Source organism: Bacillus sp. LQ16 (assembly GCF_057784645.1).
In genome coordinates this window covers 3221436-3246233 of record NZ_CM173491.1, presented here as the reverse complement: position 1 = coordinate 3246233, position 24798 = coordinate 3221436, and the positions used below count along the sequence as shown (strand labels likewise).

25 protein-coding genes, 2 pseudogenes, 1 riboswitch and 1 other annotated feature are annotated in these 24798 nt (G+C 37.8%); of the genes and pseudogenes, 17 read left to right on the top strand and 10 right to left on the bottom strand.

The window, feature by feature from the left end; translation table 11 throughout:
* Positions 1 to 9: 9 nt before the first annotated feature.
* The 3 genes from rfbG to AC3EMB_RS16275 all read right to left on the bottom strand — a co-directional run bounded on the left by rfbG (position 10) and on the right by AC3EMB_RS16275 (position 2723).
* Complete coding sequence (gene rfbG / locus AC3EMB_RS16285; protein WP_446025779.1) at positions 10 to 1065, bottom strand: CDP-glucose 4,6-dehydratase; 1056 nt, start codon at positions 1063 to 1065, stop codon at positions 10 to 12.
* A gap of 1 nt (position 1066) precedes the next feature.
* The gene (gene rfbF / locus AC3EMB_RS16280) at positions 1067 to 1834 is read right to left on the bottom strand and encodes a glucose-1-phosphate cytidylyltransferase (RefSeq protein WP_000648807.1); all 768 of its coding nucleotides are present in this window, start codon (positions 1832 to 1834) and stop codon (positions 1067 to 1069) included.
* Positions 1835 to 1949: 115 nt separating this feature from the next.
* A complete protein-coding gene (locus AC3EMB_RS16275; RefSeq protein ID WP_000750972.1) occupies positions 1950 to 2723 on the bottom strand; it encodes a glycosyltransferase family 2 protein in 774 nt (257 codons plus the stop codon).
* 261 nt (positions 2724 to 2984) lie between these two features.
* On the opposite strand from AC3EMB_RS16275, the gene AC3EMB_RS16270 reads away from it, so the two are divergent.
* From AC3EMB_RS16270 to AC3EMB_RS16255, 4 genes are all read left to right on the top strand, one after another.
* Positions 2985 to 3392, top strand: coding sequence for a MerR family transcriptional regulator (locus AC3EMB_RS16270; protein ID WP_000285639.1), 408 nt, complete (start codon positions 2985 to 2987; stop codon positions 3390 to 3392).
* Between the two features lie 119 nt (positions 3393 to 3511).
* On the top strand, positions 3512 to 4840 hold the full coding sequence (locus AC3EMB_RS16265) for a hemolysin family protein (protein ID WP_000402258.1): 1329 nt from the start codon (positions 3512 to 3514) through the stop codon (positions 4838 to 4840).
* 51 nt (positions 4841 to 4891) lie between these two features.
* Positions 4892 to 5305 carry an ATP synthase subunit I gene (locus AC3EMB_RS16260; protein WP_000613876.1) on the top strand — a complete coding sequence of 138 codons (414 nt, stop codon included), beginning with the start codon at positions 4892 to 4894 and terminating at the stop codon, positions 5303 to 5305.
* 198 nt (positions 5306 to 5503) lie between these two features.
* Positions 5504 to 6052: a DUF2179 domain-containing protein gene (locus AC3EMB_RS16255; RefSeq protein WP_000938438.1), complete on the top strand. Its 549-nt coding sequence runs from the start codon at positions 5504 to 5506 to the stop codon at positions 6050 to 6052.
* Positions 6053 to 6174: 122 nt separating this feature from the next.
* On the opposite strand, the gene AC3EMB_RS16250 is transcribed toward AC3EMB_RS16255, so the two are convergent.
* Complete coding sequence (locus AC3EMB_RS16250) at positions 6175 to 6414, bottom strand: DUF3923 family protein (RefSeq protein WP_000747681.1); 240 nt, start codon at positions 6412 to 6414, stop codon at positions 6175 to 6177.
* A 75-nt stretch (positions 6415 to 6489) separates the two neighbouring features.
* Positions 6490 to 6867, bottom strand: coding sequence for a hypothetical protein (locus AC3EMB_RS16245; protein ID WP_000728046.1), 378 nt, complete (start codon positions 6865 to 6867; stop codon positions 6490 to 6492).
* Between the two features lie 299 nt (positions 6868 to 7166).
* Between AC3EMB_RS16245 and AC3EMB_RS16240 the strand changes: the two genes are divergently transcribed.
* The 4 genes and pseudogenes from AC3EMB_RS16240 (at position 7167) to AC3EMB_RS16225 (ending at position 13430) form a co-directional block, all read left to right on the top strand.
* On the top strand, positions 7167 to 8081 hold the full coding sequence (locus AC3EMB_RS16240) for a tetratricopeptide repeat protein (RefSeq protein ID WP_098126970.1): 915 nt from the start codon (positions 7167 to 7169) through the stop codon (positions 8079 to 8081).
* A gap of 42 nt (positions 8082 to 8123) precedes the next feature.
* A pseudogene (locus tag AC3EMB_RS16235) lies at positions 8124 to 8246 on the top strand (ubiquinone biosynthesis protein UbiE); the annotation flags it as partial.
* A gap of 142 nt (positions 8247 to 8388) precedes the next feature.
* Entirely contained in the window at positions 8389 to 10896 is a 2508-nt protein-coding gene (locus AC3EMB_RS16230; protein WP_488517144.1) for a collagen-like protein, read from the top strand.
* A 20-nt stretch (positions 10897 to 10916) separates the two neighbouring features.
* Complete coding sequence (locus tag AC3EMB_RS16225; RefSeq protein ID WP_075719017.1) at positions 10917 to 13430, top strand: BC_3345 family exosporium-associated protein; 2514 nt, start codon at positions 10917 to 10919, stop codon at positions 13428 to 13430.
* A 73-nt stretch (positions 13431 to 13503) separates the two neighbouring features.
* Here the strand turns inward: AC3EMB_RS16225 and AC3EMB_RS16220 are convergent, their stop codons facing one another.
* The gene (locus AC3EMB_RS16220) at positions 13504 to 13647 is read right to left on the bottom strand and encodes a hypothetical protein (RefSeq protein ID WP_000945246.1); all 144 of its coding nucleotides are present in this window, start codon (positions 13645 to 13647) and stop codon (positions 13504 to 13506) included.
* 96 nt (positions 13648 to 13743) lie between these two features.
* A riboswitch (cyclic di-AMP (ydaO/yuaA leader) is annotated at positions 13744 to 13886 on the bottom strand.
* Positions 13887 to 13924: 38 nt separating this feature from the next.
* Positions 13925 to 14386, bottom strand: a complete 462-nt coding sequence (locus AC3EMB_RS16215) for a GNAT family N-acetyltransferase (protein ID WP_000601229.1) — start codon at positions 14384 to 14386, stop codon at positions 13925 to 13927.
* A gap of 209 nt (positions 14387 to 14595) precedes the next feature.
* Here AC3EMB_RS16215 and AC3EMB_RS16210 point away from each other — a divergent pair, with 209 nt between their 5' ends.
* Together AC3EMB_RS16210 and AC3EMB_RS16205 are read left to right on the top strand one after the other, a co-directional pair.
* Positions 14596 to 14844: a GlsB/YeaQ/YmgE family stress response membrane protein gene (locus AC3EMB_RS16210; protein WP_000539733.1), complete on the top strand. Its 249-nt coding sequence runs from the start codon at positions 14596 to 14598 to the stop codon at positions 14842 to 14844.
* A gap of 63 nt (positions 14845 to 14907) precedes the next feature.
* Positions 14908 to 16029 carry an AI-2E family transporter gene (locus AC3EMB_RS16205; protein ID WP_053563951.1) on the top strand — a complete coding sequence of 374 codons (1122 nt, stop codon included), beginning with the start codon at positions 14908 to 14910 and terminating at the stop codon, positions 16027 to 16029.
* Between the two features lie 28 nt (positions 16030 to 16057).
* On the opposite strand, the pseudogene AC3EMB_RS16200 reads toward AC3EMB_RS16205, so the two are convergent.
* Positions 16058 to 17216: pseudogene (locus AC3EMB_RS16200) on the bottom strand (1-deoxy-D-xylulose-5-phosphate reductoisomerase).
* 138 nt (positions 17217 to 17354) lie between these two features.
* Positions 17355 to 17562 (top strand) — a binding site (T-box leader).
* Positions 17563 to 17605: 43 nt separating this feature from the next.
* On the opposite strand from AC3EMB_RS16200, the gene AC3EMB_RS16195 reads away from it, so the two are divergent.
* From AC3EMB_RS16195 to AC3EMB_RS16170, 6 genes are all read left to right on the top strand, one after another.
* Positions 17606 to 18604: a tryptophan--tRNA ligase gene (locus tag AC3EMB_RS16195; protein WP_488517143.1), complete on the top strand. Its 999-nt coding sequence runs from the start codon at positions 17606 to 17608 to the stop codon at positions 18602 to 18604.
* A gap of 210 nt (positions 18605 to 18814) precedes the next feature.
* Entirely contained in the window at positions 18815 to 19378 is a 564-nt protein-coding gene (locus tag AC3EMB_RS16190; RefSeq protein ID WP_000845631.1) for a maltose O-acetyltransferase, read from the top strand.
* 12 nt (positions 19379 to 19390) lie between these two features.
* Positions 19391 to 20584 (top strand): MFS transporter, encoded by a 1194-nt coding sequence (locus AC3EMB_RS16185; RefSeq protein WP_488517142.1) that lies wholly within the window; start codon positions 19391 to 19393, stop codon positions 20582 to 20584.
* A gap of 122 nt (positions 20585 to 20706) precedes the next feature.
* A complete protein-coding gene (locus tag AC3EMB_RS16180; RefSeq protein WP_488517141.1) occupies positions 20707 to 21735 on the top strand; it encodes an ROK family transcriptional regulator in 1029 nt (342 codons plus the stop codon).
* Between the two features lie 61 nt (positions 21736 to 21796).
* Positions 21797 to 22177 carry a VOC family protein gene (locus AC3EMB_RS16175; RefSeq protein WP_000687573.1) on the top strand — a complete coding sequence of 127 codons (381 nt, stop codon included), beginning with the start codon at positions 21797 to 21799 and terminating at the stop codon, positions 22175 to 22177.
* 97 nt (positions 22178 to 22274) lie between these two features.
* A complete protein-coding gene (locus tag AC3EMB_RS16170; protein WP_095691543.1) occupies positions 22275 to 22529 on the top strand; it encodes a YbeF family protein in 255 nt (84 codons plus the stop codon).
* An 86-nt stretch (positions 22530 to 22615) separates the two neighbouring features.
* Here AC3EMB_RS16170 and AC3EMB_RS16165 read toward each other — a convergent pair whose 3' ends face one another.
* Complete coding sequence (locus AC3EMB_RS16165) at positions 22616 to 23071, bottom strand: NUDIX hydrolase (protein WP_063220409.1); 456 nt, start codon at positions 23069 to 23071, stop codon at positions 22616 to 22618.
* A gap of 17 nt (positions 23072 to 23088) precedes the next feature.
* Positions 23089 to 23928: a DUF2785 domain-containing protein gene (locus tag AC3EMB_RS16160; RefSeq protein ID WP_000355450.1), complete on the bottom strand. Its 840-nt coding sequence runs from the start codon at positions 23926 to 23928 to the stop codon at positions 23089 to 23091.
* Positions 23929 to 24051: 123 nt separating this feature from the next.
* On the opposite strand from AC3EMB_RS16160, the gene AC3EMB_RS16155 reads away from it, so the two are divergent.
* Complete coding sequence (locus AC3EMB_RS16155; RefSeq protein WP_098125988.1) at positions 24052 to 24774, top strand: GNAT family N-acetyltransferase; 723 nt, start codon at positions 24052 to 24054, stop codon at positions 24772 to 24774.
* Positions 24775 to 24798: the final 24 nt, after the last annotated feature.

Here is a 24798-nt window from a genome sequence, read left to right as displayed (position 1 = left end):
ATAGCCCCCTTATAAATTTTTGAATGCATCGATTTGTTGTCGCGTGAAAGATTCTATATTTTCACCGGATGCATATTTTTTATACCAATCAACAGTCCAAGCGATAGAATCATCTGTTGATAACTTAGGAGTCCAGTCGAGTTTGTTTACTGCTTTTGTACTGTCCAGTGTTAAGATAGGTGATTCATAAGGAGTATTTGTAGAGGGGAAAAGGATTGTTAGTTGTTTATTCCATAATTTTATTACAGATTGAATGACATCATAAACTGTTCTGTTAGGTTCGTTCAACGGGCCGAAATTCCACGCTGTTGCATATTCGGCGTCTTGCCAAAGATTTTCAGCTAAAAGAATATAGCCGTGTAAAGGGTCTAATACGTGTTGCCACGGGCGAATAGCGTTTTTGTTTCTAATAGTTAATGTACCATCTTGTAAATATGCACGAATGATATCTGGGAATAATCGGTCTTCTGCCCAATCACCACCGCCGATGACGTTACCTGCTCTTACTGAGGCGAGTTTCTGAGTATTAGTGCGGAAGAATGATTTTTGATAGGATGTTGCCACTATTTCAGTGCAAGCCTTACTAGCACTATAAGGGTCGAAACCTCCTAGCCGGTCACTTTCCACGAATGCCCGGTTACCGCTTCCGTCATTTTCATAACATTTATCACTTGTAACATTAATGATGCCACGTATACTTTCTATATGTTTTGCCGCTTCTAATACGTGAACAGTACCTAAAACATTCGTTTTGAATGTATCGATAGGATTTTTGTATGAAGCGGTTACGATTGGCTGAGCTGCTAAATGAAATATTATGTCAGGTTTATGCTGTTTCATGGCATGAAATAAAGAATGGTAATCTGTAATATCGCCTTTCATTGTCGTGCACTCTTTTGCTACGTTACCTTGTTCAAAAAGGTTAGGAATGGATGGGGGATGAGAAGAAAAGCCTACTACTTCTGCACCTAAAGAAGTTAAGAAAAGGGTGAGCCATGAGCCTTTAAATCCAGTATGTCCCGTAATAAATACTTTTTTCTTATTCCAAAAAGATGATGAAGCCATATTACCAAACCTTCCATGGAGCGTTATTACTTTCCCATAGCTCGACTAATTTATTTTTATCGCGCAATGTATCCATCGGATGCCAAAAACCAGAATGTTGATATGCGGCCAATTCATTTTTGTTTACTAACTGAACTAAAGTGTCTGTTTCAAAAACAGACTTATCTCCACTAATGTAATTGAAAACTTCAGGATTTAAAACGAAAAATCCACCGTTAACCCATCCGCCATCACCTAATGGTTTTTCTTGAAAAGATGTTACAGACTGTTTATCTAATATGAGAGAACCAAATCTACCAGGAGGTTGTACGGCAGTAACAGTAGCCATTTTCCCATGTTTTTTATGGAATGTAATAAGTTCTTTTATATTTACATTACTTAATCCATCACCATAAGTGAGGCAGAAAGGTTCGTCTCCGACATAATTTTGAATCTTTTTCACTCGGCCACCCGTTTCGGTATTTACACCAGTATCGATTAGTGTAACTTTCCATGGCTCTACACGATGAGAATGGCTAGTAATTGTATTATCGTTTAACTGTATTGTGAAATCAGACATGTGTAAGTTGTAATTTAGAAAGAACTCTTTAATTGCATATCCTTTATAGCCTAAGCAAATAATAAACTCAGTAATCCCGTAATGACTATACAAACTCATAATGTGCCATAGAATGGGTTTTGTTCCAATTTCAATCATAGGTTTCGGTTTTAAATGTGTTTCTTCCCCAATTCTTGTACCGTACCCACCAGCAAGAATAACAGCTTTCATTTTTTCCTCCTAAAATAAAAATTTATTATTTATACAGTATTCATGTTTTATGCAAATGAGATTGTTTTTGATTAAGCGAATGAAAATGTTTGAGGTGATGACGATGCAGAAAATATTACGGTTTGAATTTTGGGAATAATTCTTGATATTCAGGGTTATGACGGAGGTCTTGTGTTAGGTTACTAAGCTCTAAAAAACGTATGTCCAGTACTTCAGGAGATTGACCGTAATGTGTTTGAAGCCCCATTTGAATACCCCTTTTTGAAAGGGTAGGTGTAATTTGTAATTTTCTTGCTTTTGATTGTTCATTCCAAGGGCTAAAATAGAATTTTAAAATAAATGAAGGATAGTCATAAATTATATATCCGTGCCGCGAATGATGTCTACCAGGTAAATATGCACCGTCTAGATGATTGTGAATAAATCTCCAAGCACATCCTAGATTTGGGTTATAAGGGAAGACACCGTGGTATCGCTGTTCTACTAAGGGGATAGAATATCTAGGCTTTGAATAATTATAATTATGATTATCTATCATTAAAATCATTCTAATCGCATACATGTTTTGGCCTAGTGTATGAAGAGATGAAAAAAATTCTTCAGTATTATTACAACAAAAGAATTCAGTAGTATTTAAAACGATTTTCCAACCTGAAACTTCTCTTTCAATTTCCATCACTTCAATATCAGTATTAGTTGGATCAAACTCAAGAAATCTTGAATTTCGTACTTCCCAGTGGGGTGCTAATAGTTTACAAATCTCTACGGAACGATCTGTAGACCCTCTATTAATTAAAATGCCGTGATCGAATATTTTCGTGTGATGCATAAGCCACCATGGAAGTAGGTATTCTTCATTATAAAAATGAGAAATGATTGTCTTTTTCATGTTAATTCCCTCCTATACAAGCAATCGTTATTAGTAGGATATGCTTTTAAATAAGAAAGGTTAAAAAGGGCAGACAATGTAGTGATTAGGTAATAGTTTAGTGATTTTATTGCATAAGTGTAGATTACTCGTATTGAATAATCATAGGATGAGATTGAAATTTTGTATAAATTGTGAATAATAAACCGTCACGTTTGACTGTACAGTTTATGTGTTGTATGATGTAAGTAATATAAACAAGGGGGGAAGATCGTTGGGAAGGTGTATCGAATCGGACAGTTGGCTCTCATGGCTCACGTGTCGAAACGAACGATTGATTATTATACGAATCTAGGTATCTTAAAAGCGGAGCGATCTCAATCTAATTATCGCTATTACGACGAAACAGCATTTGAGACATTACAATTTATTGAGAAGTGCAAAGAAATGCATATGCCGCTTTGTGAGATTAAAGAGAAAATCGAGGAGAAGAAGAAGCTGCTCGGTATCAATGAACACGTTTCGAAACAAGTGAATGAAGTGACAGACCATATTCATCGATTAGAAGTGGAGCTTACTGAGTTAAAACCGCTTTTAGATGAATTGACTGATTCACAACGTGAAAAAATATCGAAATCTTTATCAGGTCAAACGACAGCTTTAATACAGACACTTGCTCTATTATTATAGAATAAGTGAAATCCGACCTCTTTAATTTTTGTATCGGGCTATGTTTTCTAACAAACAAATAAGAAAACATTATAGTATACAGGAGGTGGACACCTTAGTTTTTTAACTAAGGGGATTCATTGGAAATATTTAATTTAGTCATGGTTGCGATTTTAATCGCATTTACTGGATTTTTCGTAGCAGCAGAGTTTGCGATTGTAAAGATACGTTCAAGTCGTATCGACCAGCTTGTTGCGGAAGGAAAACGCGGTGCTTTAGCAGCGAAAAAGGTAACAACAAATTTAGATGAATATTTATCTGCTTGTCAATTAGGTATTACAGTTACAGCTATGGGATTAGGTTGGTTAGGTGAACCGACAATTGAAAAGTTATTACACCCGTTATTTGAGAAATGGAACTTAAATCCTTCTATTTCATCAGTATTAACATTTGGTCTTGCTTTTATGATTATGACGTATTTACACGTTGTAGTAGGAGAATTAGCTCCAAAAACGATGGCAATTCAAAAGGCTGAAAGGGTAACGTTATTATTGGCAGGCCCATTAATGATGTTCTATAAAGTAATGTATCCATTTATTTGGGTATTGAACGGTTCAGCTCGTGTGATAACTGGTTTATTTGGTTTAAAGCCAGCTTCAGAACATGAAGTAGCTCATACAGAAGAAGAATTACGTCTTATCCTTTCAGATAGCTATGAAAGTGGCGAAATTAATCAAGCTGAATACAAGTATGTAAATAACATTTTTGAATTTGATAATCGTATTGCAAAAGAGATTATGGTACCGCGAACAGAAATCGTTGGTTTCTACCTGGAAGATTCAGTAGAAGAACACATGAAAGTAATCCAAAATGAGCGATACACACGTTATCCGATTTTTGGAGAAGATAAAGATGATATTATCGGTATGGTCAACGTAAAAGATTTCTTTATTCGATATATGACCGAGGATCAAAAAGATTTATCATCTATTCGCTCGTATATGCGTCCGATTATTGAAGTGATGGAAACGACTCCAATTCACGATTTATTACTTCAAATGCAGAAGAAGCGAATTCCGATGGCTGTTTTATATGATGAGTACGGAGGAACAGCCGGAATTGTAACGCTTGAAGATATCTTGGAGGAAATCGTCGGCGAAATTCGTGACGAATATGATGAAGATGAAGCACCGCCAATTCAACATGTGAACGAGCAACATATCATTGTTGATGGAAAAGTGCTTATCTCAGAAGTGAAAGATTTATTTGGATTACACATCGAAGAAGATGATGTGGATACAATCGGTGGATGGATTATGATGCAAAATCATGAAATCGAAGAAGGACAACACGTTGAGGCAGAAGGTTATGAATTTAAAGTGTTAGAAAAAGACGCTTACCAAATTAAACGTGTTGAAATTCGTAAGATGGAACAAGAACAAGAAGAAGAGAAAGCAGCAACTGTGTAAGTTGCTGCTTTTCTTCTAAAGTACAAAAATGAGAACTTAGGAGCGGATATTTTGATTCAAGAAGCCTTACGTGTATATCGATTACAATTGTATGTGATCTTTAGTGGTTTACTACTTATGTGGACGATTACTCCGTTTGGAAAACAAGTGACAGGGTTCGGTATTGGATTAGCAGTAAGCGCCTATTGTCTTTGGTTATTAGCTCGCAGAGTGGAGAAACTCGGGAAAAGTATCGTAATGAAGGAAAAGGCTCCTGGATTAGGAGTTTTAAACCGATTTGCAGCTGCTATTTTAGGAGCTATCATCATGTATGAAATTGAGCATGAAATGGAAATGTGGGCATTCGGTACAGGTATTTTAGGTGGTCACTTTTTAATGATTGCAAATTTAGCTTATGCAAATATGCAATTAGTGAAAGAAGAAGAGAAGCAAAGGGAACATGCTTCGAAAAATATAGAGCTATGATGAAAGGGACCTAATCGGGTTCCTTTTTTAGTTTAGCGATAATATACAAGTAATCAAATTAACGACAAATATAATACGCTTCTTTTTTTCGTTTTTCAATAGTATGAAAAATAATAAAAAAATTTTAAAAAACCCATCGATTTCTAAAGGTTATGTATGTTATTATGACAAAAGACTTTTTGAAAGAGGTGGATACCAATGTTACAAGCGCTACTTATTTTTGTGCTTCAAATTATTTACGTTCCAATTTTAACAATCCGTACGATTTTGCTTGTAAAGAATCAAACAAGATCCGCTGCTGGTGTTGGATTGTTAGAAGGAGCTATTTACATTGTCAGTTTAGGTATTGTGTTTCAAGATTTATCAAATTGGATGAACATCGTTGCCTATGTCATTGGCTTTAGTGCGGGACTGTTATTAGGCGGTTATATAGAGAATAAATTAGCAATTGGTTATATTACGTATCAAGTTAGTTTACTAGACCGTTGTAATGAATTAGTAGATGAGTTACGTCACTCTGGATTTGGCGTTACAGTATTTGAAGGCGAAGGTATTAATTCTATACGTTATCGCTTAGATATCGTCGCAAAGCGTTCTAGAGAGAAAGAGCTTTTAGAAATCATTAATGAAATTGCACCGAAAGCGTTTATGTCTTCGTATGAAATTCGTTCGTTTAAAGGTGGATATTTAACGAAGGCGATGAAGAAAAGAGCGTTAATGAAGAAGAAAGATGAACATGCATCGTAAAAAAGAGGAGTAGTGCTGCATTAAAAGCGCAGTATAAGTCTAAATGTAAAAGAGAGGAATCTATTTTGATGTAGATTCCTCTCTTTTTTTATGAAAAATATTCATCTGTTAATTCAAAAAAACTAAATCGTATAATTATGTTTTTTACTCATTCTCAAATTAATGATTAGCCATATAATTTGAAAAAATACCGGTATGATAAACGTGATTAATAAAACGATAAGTGATATTGATTTAATTTCAGGTGTTTGAATAACACCAGCACCATCAACATCTCGTAGCCAAATAATAGCGGCCCATATTCCAAAAACGATAATCCAAAATATGTTACCAATCCACCAAGAAATCCATCGTTTTTTCATGTTAGCACCCCTACATTTATCTACTGTTAAAAGTATATTTTCTTTTGTTACATTTATAATGAAACAACTTTAAAATCAGTTTTTAACTGTATATCTAACTTGTTTGAAGGTTACTATTTCTCCATCATCATCATCGTCTTTCGTTTGTAAAAGTTGAACTTTTGGTTTGTAGTCCGTCCTATGAGCGTGTTCGATATCTTTAATGTTAAGTTTGTAGGATTCACCATTTTTTAGTTTTTGTTCCAACACTTTTTTATTAGCAACATAAATAAAAGTTACTTTATTTTCATCAATGCCTTTAGTTTTAATTTCTAATTCATTGTCTTTTGCTGTGATCGTTGGTGTTAATAATTCCATACTGCCTTTCCCGCTTTCTAAAGAATTCTCTGCTATAGTTGAGCATCCTGATAATATGATTCCAGTGAATAGAAGAACAAGTAATTTCTTTTTCATGACATACCCTCCGATTCTATGTGATTTTTGATTTTGGTATTGTTAGACTGCTAGTGTTTTATGTAAACGTTTAGTGAGCATCCCTTTCGATTGTACCATAATATGTAAAATGATACAGGCTGTATATCCAATTTAAGGGAGATTGAAAGTTTACTTATTATTGTAAATTCGTGTGTTTTAGCTGCTATTTCAATCGAAATGTAGACGAGAAAAAGAAATTTTTTTATAGAAATTATAATTTTTACATTTTACTATAATGATAGAGAATAGATGAATTCATTTACTTCGGAGGTAGTTATTTGAACATTAATGAGAAGGCAATTGAAATGTTTGAACAAAATAAATATGAGGAAGCAATGGAACTGTTTCAACAAGCAGTACATGAATCTAGAGACGTACAATCTCTCAATAATCTTGCCTGGATGTACTTTTATGAGGAAGAGAATGATGATAAAGCTCTTGAATTAATAAGAGAAGTTGTTAAGTTGAATCCTTCTTCATACTTTCCTTATAACATCTTAGGGGACATTTACATGAAACAAGAAAAATGGACAGAAGCGAAAGAAGCATTACAAAAGTCTATTTCGATTCAACCATCAGATGAAGCATATCATAATGTAGCTGTAGCGCATTATAACCTTGGAGAGTTGGAAAAAGCTTCAGAATTTTTCTTGCGAGTTGCAGGGGATTCGGACTATATCATGTATAGCTATGTAAAATGTTTAATTGATTTAGAACGAACGACAGAAGCAAAAGAGAAGTTAGATACTTTTAACAGGGAATCTGATAATTTTTTAGGGGAAATTAATGTAGCAGATTTATATGTTGAGTTGAATTGCTATAAAGAAGCAATTGAATGGTTCGAAAAGGGATATAAAGAATGCTGGAAAAGTCCTAATTGGATTGGTAGGTTTGTGTATGCTCTATATAAAACGAATAATTTCTCCCATATAAATGAAGTTATACGGGAATCTATCGAAGCGAAAACAGCAGAAATAGAAGATGTTCAGAATGAAGAAGTAGAAGAAAACTGGACAGAAAATGATAAGAAAGAGTTAATTGAGGAATATACAGAAGAGAATAATTGTTATAAAACAATGGTAGAACGTATCAAATCTGGATACGTTCCAGGATTAGAGTTTGAAACTGATTATATAGGGGCTTGCTATTTATTTGGTTGTAAAAGACATAATCACCTTGAATATGAAAAATAAAAAGATTCGACTGTCACATATGATGGTCGAATCTTTTTATTAATAGAAGAGCCTGAACCATCGAGCTCGTTTGATGAAGAACTAACTGAGCTGTCTACGAAATATTATTCTTTATATAAAGCTAGGATGGTGCCAACTACTTTTATTATGAAAGCTAGAAAGTAAACTGTTTTTATAAAAGAAGCCTATCATTTCAAACAAATGATAGGCTTCTTTATTTTAATAAAATTGAGGTTAAATGTGTACTTTTGTTATAAAAATGCATTTCATATAAAAAGTGTAATTATTTTTGGGGAGGGGGATTGTTGTGCGTCATCATAGAAATTGCAAAAAATTCGGAGTGGCACTGCCTCTTCCACTTATAGGAGCAACTGGTCCGACAGGTAATAGTGGTCCAATCGGTCCAACTGGAGGGCATGAAGGTCCTGTTGGTCCTACAGGGGTGACTGGACCGACGGGAGCAACTGGGCCCCAAGGTCCTCAAGGTATCAGGGGGATACAAGGTCCCCGAGGGACAACAGGAGCACAAGGAATACAAGGAGCTATTGGTGATACAGGAGAGCAAGGTATAACTGGCCCAACTGGTCTCCAAGGTGCTCAAGGATTAATTGGAAACCAAGGTTTAATTGGTGATATTGGAGTACAAGGATTAGAAGGAATACAAGGAGCTACGGGTCCTGCTGGTAGTCAAGGTATACAAGGCACACAAGGAATACAAGGGGAAATAGGTGAGCGAGGACAAACGGGAGCACAAGGAATGCAGGGAGAGAGAGGCATAACTGGAGTCTCGGGTGTAACTGGTCCACAAGGTCCTCAAGGTGTTCAAGGAATACAAGGAGAGCAAGGGGCTATTGGTATACAAGGAGAAGACGGCCTCCAAGGGATACAAGGAATTACTGGAGAGGAAGGGCCACAAGGAGCTCAAGGAATACAAGGTGAAGTGGGTCCAACTGGTTCTACTGGAATACAAGGTGCTCAAGGGATAAGTGGAATAAAGGGGATAACAGGTGCAATAGGTTTACAAGGCCCACAAGGTGTGCAAGGAATACAAGGTATAACGGGAGCAACAGGCTTTCAAGGGATAAAGGGAATAAGAGGTATAACGGGAGCGACGGGTAGTATTGGTATTCAAGGCTTAGAAGGACCACCGGGCGGTCCGACGGGAACAACCGGTCCAATTGGTCCATCTAGTGGAGTGACTGGTCCATCAGGTCCACCAGGTCCACCAGGAGGTCCAACAGGTCCAACGGGAGCGACTGGTTCAACAGGTGTAAGCGGAGAGATAGGACCAATTGGAGCGCAAGGAGTGCAAGGTATAACCGGTCCAACAGGTCATCAAGGTGTAAGGGGAGCGCAAGGTTCCCAAGGTGTAGTTGGAGCAGTTGGAGTACAAGGTGCACAAGGTCCTCAAGGTAACCAAGGTATAACAGGTCCAACAGGTGCAGAAGGTTCTCAAGGAATACAAGGTCCGCTGGGAGTAACTGGTCCAACAGGTGCAGAAGGTCCTAAAGGTATTCAAGGTATTCAAGGTGTAATAGGTCCAACAGGAGCACAAGGAATGGTGGGAATACAAGGCGTATCCGGTCCAGTTGGTGTTACAGGAGCGGAAGGAACTCAAGGTGCACAAGGAATCCGAGGAGCAACCGGTCCTGCTGGAGCACAAGGAATCCAAGGCGTACAAGGAATTCAAGGGGAAGCAGGAGCAGCTGGAACACAAGGTCCTCAAGGGGTTCAAGGGATACAAGGGACTACCGGATTGACAGGTACACAAGGTGCCCAAGGTCCTCAAGGAGTGCAAGGAATAATAGGACCGACTGGAGCTATTGGTTTGCAAGGTCCTCAAGGAATACAAGGAATAACGGGTCCAACAGGAGCGCAAGGAGTGCAAGGAATACAAGGTGTGCAAGGAATTATCGGTCCAACAGGAGCACAAGGAATTAGAGGCCCTCAAGGAAATACAGGGGAAATTGGTATAACAGGACCTCAAGGAGTCCAAGGAGCGCAAGGTAGTCAAGGGCCCCAAGGTCCACAAGGAAATGTTGGAATTACAGGTACAACGGGTGAAACTGGGGCTACTGGAGCAACCGGGGCAACTGGACCACAAGGTGTGCAAGGAGTGCAAGGGATTACGGGAATACAAGGAATAACGGGAACGACAGGTAATACAGGTGCAACGGGTCCGCAAGGAATACAAGGTATACAAGGAGTTCAAGGTTTGCAAGGCCCAACTGGAGCAAGTGGAGTGACAGGTGCTAGTGGTAGTATAGGCCCAGTTGGAGCACAAGGTAGTCAGGGGCAAAACGGAGCGGTTGGACCTACAGGTGCAACTGGTAGCGTAGGAGCAATAGGCTTCTCGGGAATAGTAGGAGCGACTGGAGCGACTGGTTTACCTAGTGGGGGCGGTTATTTCTTTTCCACTGCAACGAGTGCAATTGCAGCGAATGCGTTAATACCAATTAATTCCGGATCTACAGTTTTTGGTTCTGGTGTAAGTTTAACAAATGCAACAACTGTAACGTTAAGTACGCCGGGAATATATTTAGTAAGCTATTATTTTCAAGGTGATCCAAATGGGGGGAATGAAACGATTTCCGTGAGGCTTACTTTAAACGGAACACAAGTCGCAGGGAGTTTTATTCTTTATGTTACAGGAGGTACTTTTATATTAGAACCAGCGATTTCTAATACGATGGTCATTAATGTTACTTCTTCAAATGCTACTTTATCTTTACAAAATGGTCCATTAGCTATTGGGCATGTAACGACATTAGCGGGAGTAATAACAGCTAGCTTAAACATATTACAAATAGTTTGATGCGTTACAAACGGGAGGAGATGCTTGTGAAGAATCAAGATAAGTGTAGTAAGTTTCAAGCACCTATTCCTTTTCCACCGCCAGGTATTACGGGGCCCACTGGACCAACCGGTCCAACTGGTGCTTTAGGTGGACCGACTGGACCACAAGGAATACAAGGCGTACAAGGTCCAATCGGTCCAACTGGTCCTCAAGGAATACAAGGAGTGCAAGGGGTGCAGGGAGAAAATGGTCCAACAGGCCCAACGGGTTTAACTGGACCACAAGGTTCTCAAGGTAATCAAGGACCTATGGGAGAACGAGGGCCACAGGGAATACAAGGTGTTCAAGGAATTCAAGGTGAAAGAGGTCCGACTGGTCCAACTGGTATTCAAGGGATACAAGGAATTCCTGGCCCAATAGGTCCAACAGGCCCAACAGGAATACAAGGTATACAAGGAATGCAAGGTGAAATCGGATTAACAGGTCCAACAGGAATACAAGGTATACAAGGAGTACAAGGTGAAATCGGTCCAACGGGACCAACTGGAAATACGGGTATACAAGGTGTTCAAGGGAATTTAGGGAGTAGTGGTTTACAAGGGGTAATAGGTATACAAGGTATTCAGGGACCAATTGGCCCGACTGGTCCAACAGGATCTCAAGGAATTCAAGGAGAACAAGGTCCAATGGGACCAACAGGGGTAACTGGGGTCCAAGGTTTACAAGGTCCACAAGGTGAGATGGGGCAGGTCGGTCCAACAGGATCTCAAGGAATTCAAGGAGTGCAAGGTGAAATCGGTCCAACAGGCCCAACTGGTTTACAAGGTGATCCCGGTCCAACAGGCCCGACAGGAGCAACTGGGATAACTGGTCCGACTGGTTCTGCAACAGGTCCGACGGGAGCAACAGGTCCAACGGGGCCACCGGGAGGCCCGACAGGTCCAACAGGTCCAGCAGGATCACCAGGAGGCCCGACAGGTCCGACGGGAGCAACAGGGGCAACAGGGGCGACCGGAGCAACGGGAGCGACTGGAATTCAAGGAGTGCAAGGAGTACAGGGACCAACTGGAGCAACAGGTTTAACAGGTTTGCAAGGAGTGCAGGGACCAATTGGGGCAACTGGTCCAACGGGTGATCAAGGTATTCAAGGACCTCAAGGTGTAATGGGAGTAACAGGCCCAACCGGTCTACAAGGTTTACAAGGGATACAGGGACCGGTAGGGGCAACCGGCCCAACCGGTCCGCAAGGTGTGCAAGGGGTACAGGGGCCAATCGGTCCAACCGGCCCACAAGGAATTCAAGGCATACAAGGTGAGCAAGGCGTAAGGGGAGCAACGGGTCCAACTGGTTTACAGGGGTTACAAGGGATTCAAGGCATACAGGGACCAACTGGACCCCAAGGAATCCAAGGAGTACAAGGGCTGAGCGGCATAACAGGCCCAACCGGTCCACAAGGAATTCAAGGCATACAGGGACCACAAGGAAATATAGGTCCAACCGGTTCGACTGGAATCCAAGGAGTGCAAGGTCCAGAGGGGCCAACTGGTCCAACAGGGGCAACAGGACCACAAGGAATTCAAGGCATACAAGGTCTACAAGGCCCAACCGGTCCACAAGGCATTCAAGGAATCCAAGGAATCCAAGGGCCTATTGGTCCAACCGGCCCAACTGGACCGCAAGGAATTCAAGGGGTAACCGGTTCGACGGGACCAACCGGAGCAACTGGAGCAACAGGTCCGACTGGAGTAACGGGTCCTCAAGGTCCCCAAGGAATTCAAGGACCACAAGGAGTAACAGGGCAGACGGGAGCAACTGGAGAGACAGGAGCAACGGGCTCACAAGGTCCTCAAGGAATCCAAGGTCCACAGGGGATAACGGGTCCGACGGGAGCAACCGGCCCGACGGGAGCAACAGGTCCACAAGGTCCACAGGGAATCCAAGGTCCACAAGGTGTAACGGGTCAGGCGGGAGCAACAGGTCAGACGGGAGTGACTGGTGCAACTGGACCGACCGGAATACAAGGCATACAAGGAATAACTGGAGCAACAGGGGGAACGGGAGTAACAGGCCCAACAGGAGCCACGGGTCCAACAGGCTTAACAGGAGCAACAGGCCCTTCTGCTATATCAACAGGTGGAGGCTATTTCTTTTCTACCTCAACGAGTGCCATTGCGGCAAATGCCAATATTCCAATTAATAGTGGATCTACAGTGTATGGAACAGGAGTATCTTTAACTAGCCCTACAACGGTTACTGTATCTACGCCTGGAATATATTTAGTAAGTTATTATTTTCAAGGGGATGCAAGTGCTGGGAATGAGACAGTATCTGTCAGATTACTATTAAATGGAGCTCAACTAACAGGAAGTTTTATACAAAACGTAACGACATCAACTGTAGTAATCGAACCAGCCATTTCAAATACACTTCTTGTGAATGTGACGAGTGCTAATTCAACATTAATATTACAAAATGGCCCGTTAGGTGTAGGGCATGTGACTACTATAGCAGGTGCGATTACAGCAAGTTTAAATGTAGTGAGAATTTTATAAAGAATATAAAAAACACAAGGAATGTCTTTGTAAGACGCACCTTGTGTTTTTTAATATTAAATAAACATTTTCTTTATCTTTTTGGTTGAAAAATATGTTGAAAGAAGTATTTGTGATGTAAGTTATCTACAACTTTATTTGCTTGATATGTGCGGTGTTGTTCTAATCGAAGTCTTTGCTCCATCATTTTTATTGCGTGATCAGATAAACGTAACATAATACATTCTCCTTTTCTATAAATATAGGTGACTATTTGATATCGATCCCATATTTATAATTAAGGAGGCAAAATGTGTAACATAGGCAAAAAGCACCTTCCTCTCCCATTACGCTTACGAGGTTAGCTGTCGGACTCGGGAAGTGAGAGTTTCCCTACTTAAAAAAGATTCGCCCCAAGTAGCATAGCTACAAAAATGGTTCCCCCGCTCCAAAATTTGGACTCAGCAAAAGGTTTTATAAAGTAAAAAATAACATAAAGGAGCGAACAAGTCAAATTATTTTGTGTATTCTGTCTTTTTTAATTGCGTAAGAATCATACCGTCAGGAAGTATTGTATCTGATACTGTAATGAATCCGTGTTTTTTATATAAAGTAATAGCAGGGGTATTCGCTTTACCTGTTTGTACAATGTATGTCATTGAAGAGGGAAACATGTTAAATATATAAATTAGGAGTTTCGTTGCGATTCCTTTTTGAAAAAAATCGGGCGATACAACTAACCTGTGGATATCGATTAGTTTTTCTTCTTGTACAAAAGAAATAAAACCGACAAGTTTATTTTCAGAAAAATATCCATAGAATGTTTCAACGCAATTTTGAATATCGTTTACAGTATCATATAAACGAGGTATGGCAGTACTATTTAAGTAGTCTGCTTCAACTTTATAAGCTGGAATTTGAACCTGTAAAATGGATGTTGCTACTTCAAAAGAAGTGGAATTTAACTTAAGAATCATAGATAATGAAGCCTCCTTTAAATATGGTATATGAATATAATTGCTTTATGGGTGAGTTTGACAATATTTTTCTTTTTTGCATATAATATATGTATCTCCATATGTAAAATAGTAGTAAATATATTTCTATAGTGAAATATGATTAGCAATGATAAATACATATGTTTGTATTGAATCATACAAACTATAATAGAAATGGAGGACTAAAAATGGGATGGATTATCACATTAATAGTTGGTGCTATTATAGGTGCAATTGCTAGTTCTATAACGGGTAAAAATTTCCCAGGTGGTATGTTCGGAAATATTATCGCAGGTTTATTAGGTGCTTCGTTAGGTGGTAGATTATTTGGATCCTTTGGGCCATCATTTGGTGGGATTCATGTCGTGCCGGCATTATTAGGTGCAATCGTGTTAATTCTTATTGTATCATTTGTAGTGAAAGCTGCAAGGAAATAGAGATATAGATTATGATGAAGAGCCCTGAATAAGGGCTTTTCATCATTCGAAGAGGTGGTTTCATTGGAGAAAATAAATATAAGAAAAAGAGATAAGTTAAGAAAGTTTTTTAGAGAACAAAATTATTTGGCGGTATTACTTGGATTTGCGTTATTGTTCATTAATATTTTATTGCTAACAAAAATATCATTTGTTTTTACACCGTTTATCGTATTTTTAAAAACAATTTTCTTCCCAGTACTATTAGCAGGCGTGCTATTTTATATTTTGCATCCATTCGTTTCGCTTTTAGAAAAGAAAGGTGTTTCAAGAATCGTATCGATAGCTTCCATATATTTAATCGTACTAGGATTATTTGTATTTTTAGTTGTAACGGTTATCCCTATTATTAAAGATCAAATTGATGCATTAATTGATAACTTACCGTATTTTGGCCATGAGATTGAACAAGCAGCACGTAGATTCGGGGAAAGTAATTTACTCGGTAAAATTCAGGAGAATTTAAATATTAATGTTGCGAATATGGTAAAAGACTACACAGTTGATTTTACAAAGTCATTATCATCAGTAACTGGGAATGTAACTGGATTTTTGAGTACTGTTACAGAGGTTGTTTTAACATTTGTAATGGTTCCATTTATATTGTTCTATCTTTTAAAAGATGGTGAGCAATTGCCGAATCACTTTTTAAAGTTTATTTCAGAGCAAAGACAACCAGCAGCAATGAGAATACTAGATGATATGCATTATGCGATTAGTTCGTACATTAGAGGGCAAATTATAGTTAGCTTGTTTATCGGTATTATGCTATTAATTGGTTACCTTATTATCGGTATTAAATATGCAGTACTACTCGCTATTTTAGCGATGATTGTAAATATCGTTCCGTATGTAGGACCAATTATCGCAATTACACCAGCGTTAATTATTGCGTTTATTGATTCGCCAGGGATGGTTTTAAAGGTAATTATTGTAATGATGGTTGTACAATTAGCAGAAGGTAAATTTATTTCTCCGCAAGTAATGGGGAAAAAGCTAGATATTCATCCGATTACAATCATATTTATCATTTTAACTGCCGGAAACTTATTCGGGATTATGGGCATTATTTTAGCCATTCCAGGATATGCGATATTAAAAGTGTTAGTTACGCACGGTTATAGATTTGTTAAGTTGAATACGTGAAAAAAGAGCTAAAACAGTGGGAACTGTTTTAGCTCTTTTTTATTAACAATTCATTTGCATATTGGCGCGCCCATTGATCCGCTTCTAATATAGCATCAAGTGAAGGATCTTTTACATTATGATGAGCTTCAACTGTTTTGTAAATTGTTTTTTCAATATCGAAAAAGGCAATTTCATTTTTTAAGTATAGTGCATTCGCAATTTCATTTGCTGCATTTAATACAGCGGGAGTAGTACCACCGATTTTGCCACATTCATATGCGTATTGTAGACAAGGGAACTTCTCTAAATCTGGTTTTTCAAAATGTAAACTACCGATTTCTAATAAATTTAATTTTTCATAGGAAGAAGGTAGCCGAGTAGGATAGTGAAACGCATATTGAATCGGCATTCTCATATCAGGAGCACCGAGCTGTGCCATAACTGATCCATCAATAAATTCTACTAAAGAATGAATGATACTTTCTTTATGAATCATTACATCAATTTTTTCATACGGAATATCAAATAGCCATCTCGCTTCCATTACTTCAAAGCCTTTATTCATTAATGTGGCAGAATCAATCGTTAGTTTTGCACCCATTAACCAGTTTGGATGTTTTAAAGCGTCCTTAGCTTGTAATGTTTGCATTTCTTCACGTGTTTTATCACGAAAAGCACCACCGGAAGCTGTTACAATTAACTTCTCAATCTCTTTATTATTTTCGCCGTTTAAACATTGGAAAATAGCTGAATGCTCACTATCTACTGGAATTAAGCGACATCCGTTTTGTTGCGCTAGTTCAGTTACGATATGTCCAGCTGCAACCAAAGTTTCTTTATTAGCAATAGCGATATCTTTCTTCGTTTTTAATGCCTCAATTGTTGGGAGTAATCCTGAAACACCGACAACAGAACTTAATACAAGATTTGAATCAGGGTGAGTAGCTACTGCGATTAAGCCATCAGTCCCGTGTGTGATTTTTGTATTTGCTGAAATACGCGTACGAAGCTTGTCTGCTAAGTCTTTTGTCGCAACGCTTACAATACGAGGTTGAAACGTTTTGATTTGTTGCTCAAGAAGATCGATAATTATAATTTGCGGTTAAACCGATGATTTTAAAATGTTCAGGATGAGCTGAAACGACATCTAATGCAGATGTGCCGATGGATCCTGTTGAACCTAAAATTGATATATATTTTACCATGAAAAAACCTCCAAAGTTGTTTCGAATATTTTTGCAAACCTATATAACATTAGACAATTGAAGTGGAAATTCCTGCTATATAAAATAGAAAATTAGGGTTTGTTTGGAAGTGAAATGTGATAAACTGTAAAAAATAACGAAAAAGCAATGAAAGAGAAGAGTACATATTCGAAACTTTTTAGAGAGCTGATGTGTGGTGGAAATCAGTAAGGGATGAATATGGAATGGGCTCTGGAGCTTCTAACTGAAATGAGTAGGTAAAGACGGTTACTTCACGTTATTGAAGTATGAAGTGAGCTAATGATAGCTAATTAAGGTGGTACCGCGGGAGCCTCTCGTCCTTTTTAAGGATGAGAGGCTCTTTTTATTTTGAGAAAGGAGGAGTTAGTGTGAGTGAAAAAATAATGTTAACAGGAATTAAGCCGACAGGTTATCCGCATTTAGGAAATTATATTGGTGCGATTAAACCTGCATTGCAAATGTCAAAGAATAATGAAGGAAAAGCATTGTATTTTATAGCGGATTATCATGCGTTAAATGCTGTGCATGATTCAGAAAAGTTCAGCAGTTATACGAAAGAGGTAGCAGCTACTTGGTTATCGCTTGGACTTGGGGAAGATGTTGTTTTTTATCGGCAAACAGAAGTACCGGAAATTCTAGAATTAGCTTGGATTTTAGCTTGCCTAACTCCGAAAGGTCTTATGAACCGTGCTCATGCGTATAAAGCGAAGGTGGAGCAAAATAAAGAAGCGGGGGTAGAGGTCGATGCAGGAGTGAATATGGGGTTATATACGTATCCGATTTTAATGGCAGCTGACATATTATTATTTCAAGCTACACATGTACCTGTCGGAAAAGACCAAATTCAACATATTGAAATCGCGCGTGATATTGCGACGTATTTTAATCATACATTTGGCACGACATTTACACTTCCGGAGTATGTAGTGCAAGAAGAAGGAGCTATTTTACCTGGTCTTGATGGAAGGAAGATGAGTAAAAGTTACGGAAATGTGATCCCATTATTTGCAGAGCAAGAAAAACTACGAAAGTTAATATTTAAAATCAAAACAGACTCTTCACTTCCAAATGAACCGAAAGAATTAGAAACATTATTTATGATATATAAAGAGTTTGCGACCGAAGATGAAATACAGTCGATGTGTGAAAAGTATGAGACTGGAATCGGATGGGGCGATGTGAAAAAAGAGTTGTTTCGCGTTGTAGATCGTGAGTTAGCTGGACCTCGTGAAAAGTACGCAATGTATATGAATGAGCCGAATTTATTATATGAGGCGTTAGAAAACGGTGCTGAGAAGGCACGCGCTATTGCAAAGGTAAATTTAGCGGAAATTAAAAAACGGATTGGATTTGAGAGGGGGCGCTGAGCGTTCCCTCGTTTTTCGATATAAATTATTCTTCATATCGATACGTAGAGCAAGGAGTTCGCACTTCTTTTCCGAACTTATTAGTTGCATATATGAAAAAGTATGCTAATATAAGGTTACTTATTAAACGTGTTTAATAAGTTTAATTAAAGGCACTTATTAAAGGTGTTTAATAAGTGAATCTCATTCAATAAAAAAGGAGATGAATGTATGAAAACGGAGAAAGAAAAGATGGTGGCAGGAGAAATGTATATTGCGGATGACGAAGAATTGGTGGCTGATAGGGTGGAGGCAAAACGTTTAACACGCCTTTATAACGAGGCGATGGAGACAGGAGATGAGAGGCGTTTTACGTTATTAAATCAGCTTTTAGGTTCTTCAACTGATGGGAAAGCACAAATTAATCCTGATTTTCGTTGTGATTACGGCTACAATATTCATGTTGGAAAGAGCTTTTTCGCAAATTTCAATTGTGTGATTTTGGACGTTTGTGAAGTTCGAATCGGTGATAATTGTATGTTTGCACCTGGTGTTCACATTTATACTGCTACTCATCCATTACATCCGGTGGAACGAAACTCTGGCAAAGAATATGGAAAACCGGTAAAGATAGGTAACAATGTTTGGGTTGGCGGAGGCGCTATTATTAACCCTGGTATTTCAATTGGAGATAATGTTGTAATTGCTTCAGGGGCAGTTGTGACAAAAGATGTACCTAATAATGTAGTTGTTGGTGGTAACCCAGCTAAAGTTATTAAAACGATAGAAGAGTAAAAGGTGTTTCATATGAAGAAAGATTTTGCGGAAAATGATACAAAGACGCTACTTGCCTCTCGAAATGCTCTATTCCTCTTATTTGCTTTGCCAGGTGTGGCATTTGCTACATGGATTTCTAGAACAGCAGCTACTCGAGATATTTTAGCAGTGTCAAATGCAGAAATGGGCTGGATTTTGTTCGGATTATCTGTCGGTTCAATAATTGGTTTACTAAGTGCAAGTCATTTTATTGACGGTAAGGGAGCTAGAGACGTTATTATAGGCAGTATGTTTTTTATGATTGTTGGATTGCTTTGTTTAGGTATTACTATTTATTTTGTTTCTAGTATGGGGGCTTTTGGTAGCTTACTAGTATTTGGAGTAGGATATGGATTAGCAGAAGTCGCATTGAATGTAGAAGGTTCTGCCATTGAGCAGAAATTAGGAACAACTCTTCTTCCGAAATTCCATGGCTTTTTTAGTATAGGAACTTTAGTAGGCGCGCTCAGTGGTTCTGCCGCCATCTCGCTTCACATCCCAATTCTGTATCAATTTCTTGCGATTTCGGTCATGTTTGTATTACTTGTATGTATGTTGTATCGTTTTCTTCCGCATGGGACAGGAAAGAAGGAGAAATCGCGAAACAAAAAGCGAGCGAAACATACTTCTTTACGGATGGAAAAAAAGGTGCTTTTACTTGGTCTTTTTGTGCTTGGAATGGCATTTGCAGAAGGAAGTGCAAATGATTGGTTACCTATTGTGATGGTAGATGGACATGAGCAAAGTGTAGTAACAGGTTCTATTATGTACACTATTTTTGTATTGGCAATGACATTAGCTCGAATGTGCAGTAGTTATTTTCTTGATCGATTCGGTCGTGTCGCGGTTATGCGTGCTACTATTATGATGGCGATTATAGGAATGACAATCGTCATATTTGGGAGTAACTCATATTTTCTAGCACTTGGTGTAGTATTGTGGGGGATTGGTGCCGCGTTAGGTTTCCCGATTGGGCTTTCTGCTGCTGGAGATGACAGTGAAAATGCGACTTCTAATGTTGCTGCAGTTTCTATCATCGGTTTTACAGCGTTTTTAGTCGGATCACCATTTTTGGGAATACTTGGAGAAGCATTCGGAATACGTAATGCTTTGCTAGCTGTTTTATTATTTGTTATCTTGTCTGGAATTGTATCGTCTGTTATGAGAGAGAATGCATCGATTTAAATACGGAGTGCCGCTAGTAGAAATATATCATCTCTATTGCTTTAGAAAATGATGTATGATATATTGTCAACGCAACTTATTAAAAGTGTTTAATAAGTATGTTGATTAAGGTGGTGAGCGATTTGAGTGAACAATTTGTTACTCAAAAATCGATTAAAGAGACGATCCTTCGCGGCATTCGTACAGCTCTTCTAGAGCGAGGTAGTGCAACGAAAGTTGAACTTAGTAATACATTAGAAATCAGTTTTCCAACGATAAGTAAATTTATAGAAAAAATGAAACAAGACGGTGAAGTCACTTTAGCCGGTTTAGATGATTCAAGTGGTGGAAGAAGAGCAAAACGATATGAATATAATCCAGAATATATGTTAGGTTTAGCGATATTTTTAGAAAAAAATGAGACGAACTATACAATTTTTAACTGTTTAGGGGAAGTAAAAGAACAAGGCAGTACTTCAAGTGCATTAATCGATACGGGTCTAAGTGTATTGACAGAACATATAGAAAGTCTTATAGCTACGTTTCCAAAGATAAGTTCAATCTCAATTGGTGTTCCTGGTGCTGTCGATAATGGGCGTATTTTCTATATTCCTGGATATGAAAAGTTCCAAAATTTTAATTTGAAAAGTCACTTGGAGGAACTGTTTTCTATACCAGTAGTAATAGAAAACGATATGAATGCTGCAGTACTCGGCTATCATAAAAATACTGGAAACAATGAATATTCCTCTCTTGTATATTTGTATTCAGGTCAAAATGGCCCAGGTGCGGGGATTATGGTAAATGGAGATGTCGTACGCGGAAGCACATTTTTCTCAGGAGAGATATCTTTCGTCCCGCAGTACGATAATAAAAATTTCTTGCAAGCTTTGAGAAGTGAAGATTCGAATAATCCAGAGGAATATAATATAGATGCTATTACTCGTTTAATAGCTACATGTATAGCTATTATTAACCCTCATGGATTCATCTTCTGTGATGATGAAGTGAACCAAATTGTAATAGATCAGATTGTAAAAAGTTGTCCGCAGTACATTCCGGCAGAACATATTCCGAAAATAACAGTGAGCAACTGGAAAGAAGATTATTTATATGGGTTAAAAAGCCTTGGACTTGATCTTATGATTACGAGAACAAATAAAGAAAATTAAATGTACTGGCAATGAAGCATCCAATTGCCAGTTGAATAACATAAAAGAAAAGGTGTCGATTATGAAAATTGAACATGTAGCAATTTGGGTGAATGATTTAGAAAGAATGCGTGATTTTTATAAACAGTACTTCGGTGGTGAAGAAAATAGCTTATATCACAATCCGAAAAAGCAGTTTGAATCTTATTTCATAACTTTTGAAGGCGGTGCGCGTCTAGAACTTATGAAGCAGGTAGGGATAGACGAGAAAGTACAAACACAAACAATAGGATATGCGCATATTGCTTTTTCAGTAGATAGTAAAGAAAAAGTGAACGAATTAACTAATACTTTAAGAGAAGCAGGATACTCAGTGTTAAACGGGCCGCGTACTACAGGGGATGGTTATTATGAAAGTGTAGTAAGTGATCCTGAAGGAAATCAGATTGAGATAACAATCTAACATTATATTTACTAATAATTGATAAAAAATAAAATATTGTTGTTCCCCAAAATGTGTACGAGAAACCTATTATTTCTGCAGAAAGGGGGACATAATGTTGAGTGAAATCATTTTTATTTTCTGTATATATCCATTGCTTGTTTGTATTGTTTCAATAGCTGGAGCATATAAAGTAGGTACATTTTATGTGATGCCAATAGTAACATTTCTTATTTTTCTTATGTTAAATGTTACAGTGCACGATCCAGCATTTTTCTTTTGGGTGGGCATTTATACTATTCTTTCATTTATTGTTTCTTATATAACTATCCTTTTTATAAAGGGATATAAAGTTGTAAAAAGAGAGCGTTAATATCATTTTGGGAAAATAGGGATTTACGGTGAACGATAACAACCTCATTTCACGTTGTAATGACGGGAAATGAGGTTGTTTGATTTCTATTTTTTATTGGAGTGATGAAAATCGCGAAGAATCTTCTCAATGACTGGATGAAGAGTACTAGGTAACTCATCAAGCGGAAAGAAACGTAATTCTTTTGACTCAGTTTTATCACATACAAGCTCCCCATAAAATTCTCGGCAAATATAAACAACGAGTACACCGTGTACTTGATCGCCATTTGGATAGATTTGAAAGAAATCTGGCCCTGAGTATGTACGGAATAGTTCTGGATTTTTAATAATAAGTCCAGTTTCTTCATATACTTCTCGCTTTAAAGCGTCTTCTAATGTTTCGTTATATTCTAAAGCGCCGCCAATAATGCCCCAGCGGTTAAAGTCTGTACGGAGCTGCAGTAATACTTCACCTTTTTCATTTACTATAATGGCGTGCGAACCTATTAAAATAAGTGGATGATTTCCTACTAAATTTCTCATGTCTTCAATATAACCCATGTTTTGACTCCTTGTTTTTAATAGTAATTAGGAAGTTCTTTTAACATTCTTTCTGTTTTACGTGCTGTAAAGGCTAAGTTATGATCATCTTTCGTTCTGAAAAATAATGTGCGTAAAAAGGTTTTAATGTTGGCACATAAAATACAATACTCATTAAGCGAAAGGCGTTTTCTAATTTGAGGAAGCCTTTTTATTTTTTTATGAATAATAGAAATTAACTCGTTTTGAGGAAAATCATGATACAGCATTGCTAGTAATGGAGTAACAATGCGTTCATCTTCGTTATTATGAAAAAGGTCAGATGGAATAAAGATTTTATTTAATAAACAATGAATTAATTCTTCGTACCACTCAAAGGTCGTATACGTATTATGAACAATTTCGGTAAAAGCATCAGATATGTGAGCAAGACAATGAGCCCATCCTTTATTTTCGATATAGCCCCGAAAATCCGTTTCTAAGTTTGTGTATGTAATGAGTTTATTTTTTATTTCTTCGATATCCTCCTCTGTACAAAAGTAGTGCGAATTAGCGAATTGGAGTATTAACGCAATTAACGAAACAGTGTAAGAACGTGTGAAAACCCCATCTGTATGTGGGGAGTAAATGTCACAATATAAATACTCATCACTTAAACAAGTTTGCAGAAGTAATTTCAGCTGATCGTCCATAAGGAATTCATGATGAATGAAATGCGCAAAACATTTATATATAAGTTGGTAACGAACGTAGCTATCAGTCGTTCCGATATACTGAAGCATGTTCAAAGTTAACTCATTTACGTCTATATGTTGCAGTTGCGTATAGTCATTTTGTTGTATAAGCTCTAACTGTTGTTGCAATGCTGTAATATCCAATGGAGAACCTCCTCCGCACTTTAAAGATGCGATCTTTTCTAGTATTCTATATATTCAAGGACAATCCTGCTCATGCAAGGAGAACGATTAGAAATTCGAGTATGATATAGATGAGGGAAGAATATGACGACGATAGAACAGTTAGAAAAACATTTTAAAATAAGAAGAAGTGCTTCTTCTATTATGATAAAAGAAAATAATGCAGAGGTTTTTACAGAAGAGCAATTAGAAGAGATGTTGCAATATTGCGTTGCTGAAGCTGAAAAAGATGGATTAGAAAAACTACATTTTGAAATCTCTTCAAAAAGTCCAAATTATGATGTGTATAAAAAATGTTTTGAAACGTATGCATTTGAATATATTACGGAAAACATGATTGTATTTAAAGATATATACGAAGTAGAAGATGTAGAAAGTGAAGTTGATTTTAAGTTAATTGAAGAAGTAGGGGAAGAGGCTTTTTATTCACTGTGGAATGAAGCGACGGGAGAACCAGTCGCTCATGATCAATTTGTGCATATGATGCTACAAGAAATTGGTGAGCAATGGAAAGAACATTGCTTAACAGCGAGTGTCGATGAAGAGCCGATAGGAATTGTTATCCCGCATATTGAAAGAGGTACGTTAGAAGAAGGGAAACTTATGTACTTCGCAGTTACTCCAAATATGCGTAACAAGGGATATGAAGCTGCACTATTTGCAGGTGCGATGTTTGTCTTAAAGGAAATAGGTGCATCTTATTATATTGGTGAGACAAATATGCAAAATGAGTGGATGAAGGATGTTTTTGAAAAGAATGGATGTCAGCTGCTGAGTTGTACTGAGCGGTATGTGAGAGAGTTTTAAGATATACCCTGGGACACATCTAGT

Coding starts and splice junctions, on each gene's coding strand:
- AC3EMB_RS16245 (WP_000728046.1), bottom strand. CDS start 6,867: ATGAAAAAGAAATTACTTGTTCTTCTATTCACTGGAATCATATTATCA.
- AC3EMB_RS16155 (WP_098125988.1), top strand. CDS start 24,052: ATGACGACGATAGAACAGTTAGAAAAACATTTTAAAATAAGAAGAAGT.
- AC3EMB_RS16185 (WP_488517142.1), top strand. CDS start 19,391: ATGAAGAAAGATTTTGCGGAAAATGATACAAAGACGCTACTTGCCTCT.
- AC3EMB_RS16275 (WP_000750972.1), bottom strand. CDS start 2,723: ATGAAAAAGACAATCATTTCTCATTTTTATAATGAAGAATACCTACTT.
- AC3EMB_RS16220 (WP_000945246.1), bottom strand. CDS start 13,647: ATGTTACGTTTATCTGATCACGCAATAAAAATGATGGAGCAAAGACTT.
- AC3EMB_RS16250 (WP_000747681.1), bottom strand. CDS start 6,414: ATGAAAAAACGATGGATTTCTTGGTGGATTGGTAACATATTTTGGATT.
- AC3EMB_RS16175 (WP_000687573.1), top strand. CDS start 21,797: ATGAAAATTGAACATGTAGCAATTTGGGTGAATGATTTAGAAAGAATG.
- rfbG (WP_446025779.1), bottom strand. CDS start 1,065: ATGGCTTCATCATCTTTTTGGAATAAGAAAAAAGTATTTATTACGGGA.
- AC3EMB_RS16225 (WP_075719017.1), top strand. CDS start 10,917: ATGCTTGTGAAGAATCAAGATAAGTGTAGTAAGTTTCAAGCACCTATT.
- AC3EMB_RS16210 (WP_000539733.1), top strand. CDS start 14,596: ATGGGATGGATTATCACATTAATAGTTGGTGCTATTATAGGTGCAATT.
- AC3EMB_RS16190 (WP_000845631.1), top strand. CDS start 18,815: ATGAAAACGGAGAAAGAAAAGATGGTGGCAGGAGAAATGTATATTGCG.
- rfbF (WP_000648807.1), bottom strand. CDS start 1,834: ATGAAAGCTGTTATTCTTGCTGGTGGGTACGGTACAAGAATTGGGGAA.
- AC3EMB_RS16215 (WP_000601229.1), bottom strand. CDS start 14,386: ATGATTCTTAAGTTAAATTCCACTTCTTTTGAAGTAGCAACATCCATT.
- AC3EMB_RS16165 (WP_063220409.1), bottom strand. CDS start 23,071: ATGGGTTATATTGAAGACATGAGAAATTTAGTAGGAAATCATCCACTT.
- AC3EMB_RS16255 (WP_000938438.1), top strand. CDS start 5,504: ATGTTACAAGCGCTACTTATTTTTGTGCTTCAAATTATTTACGTTCCA.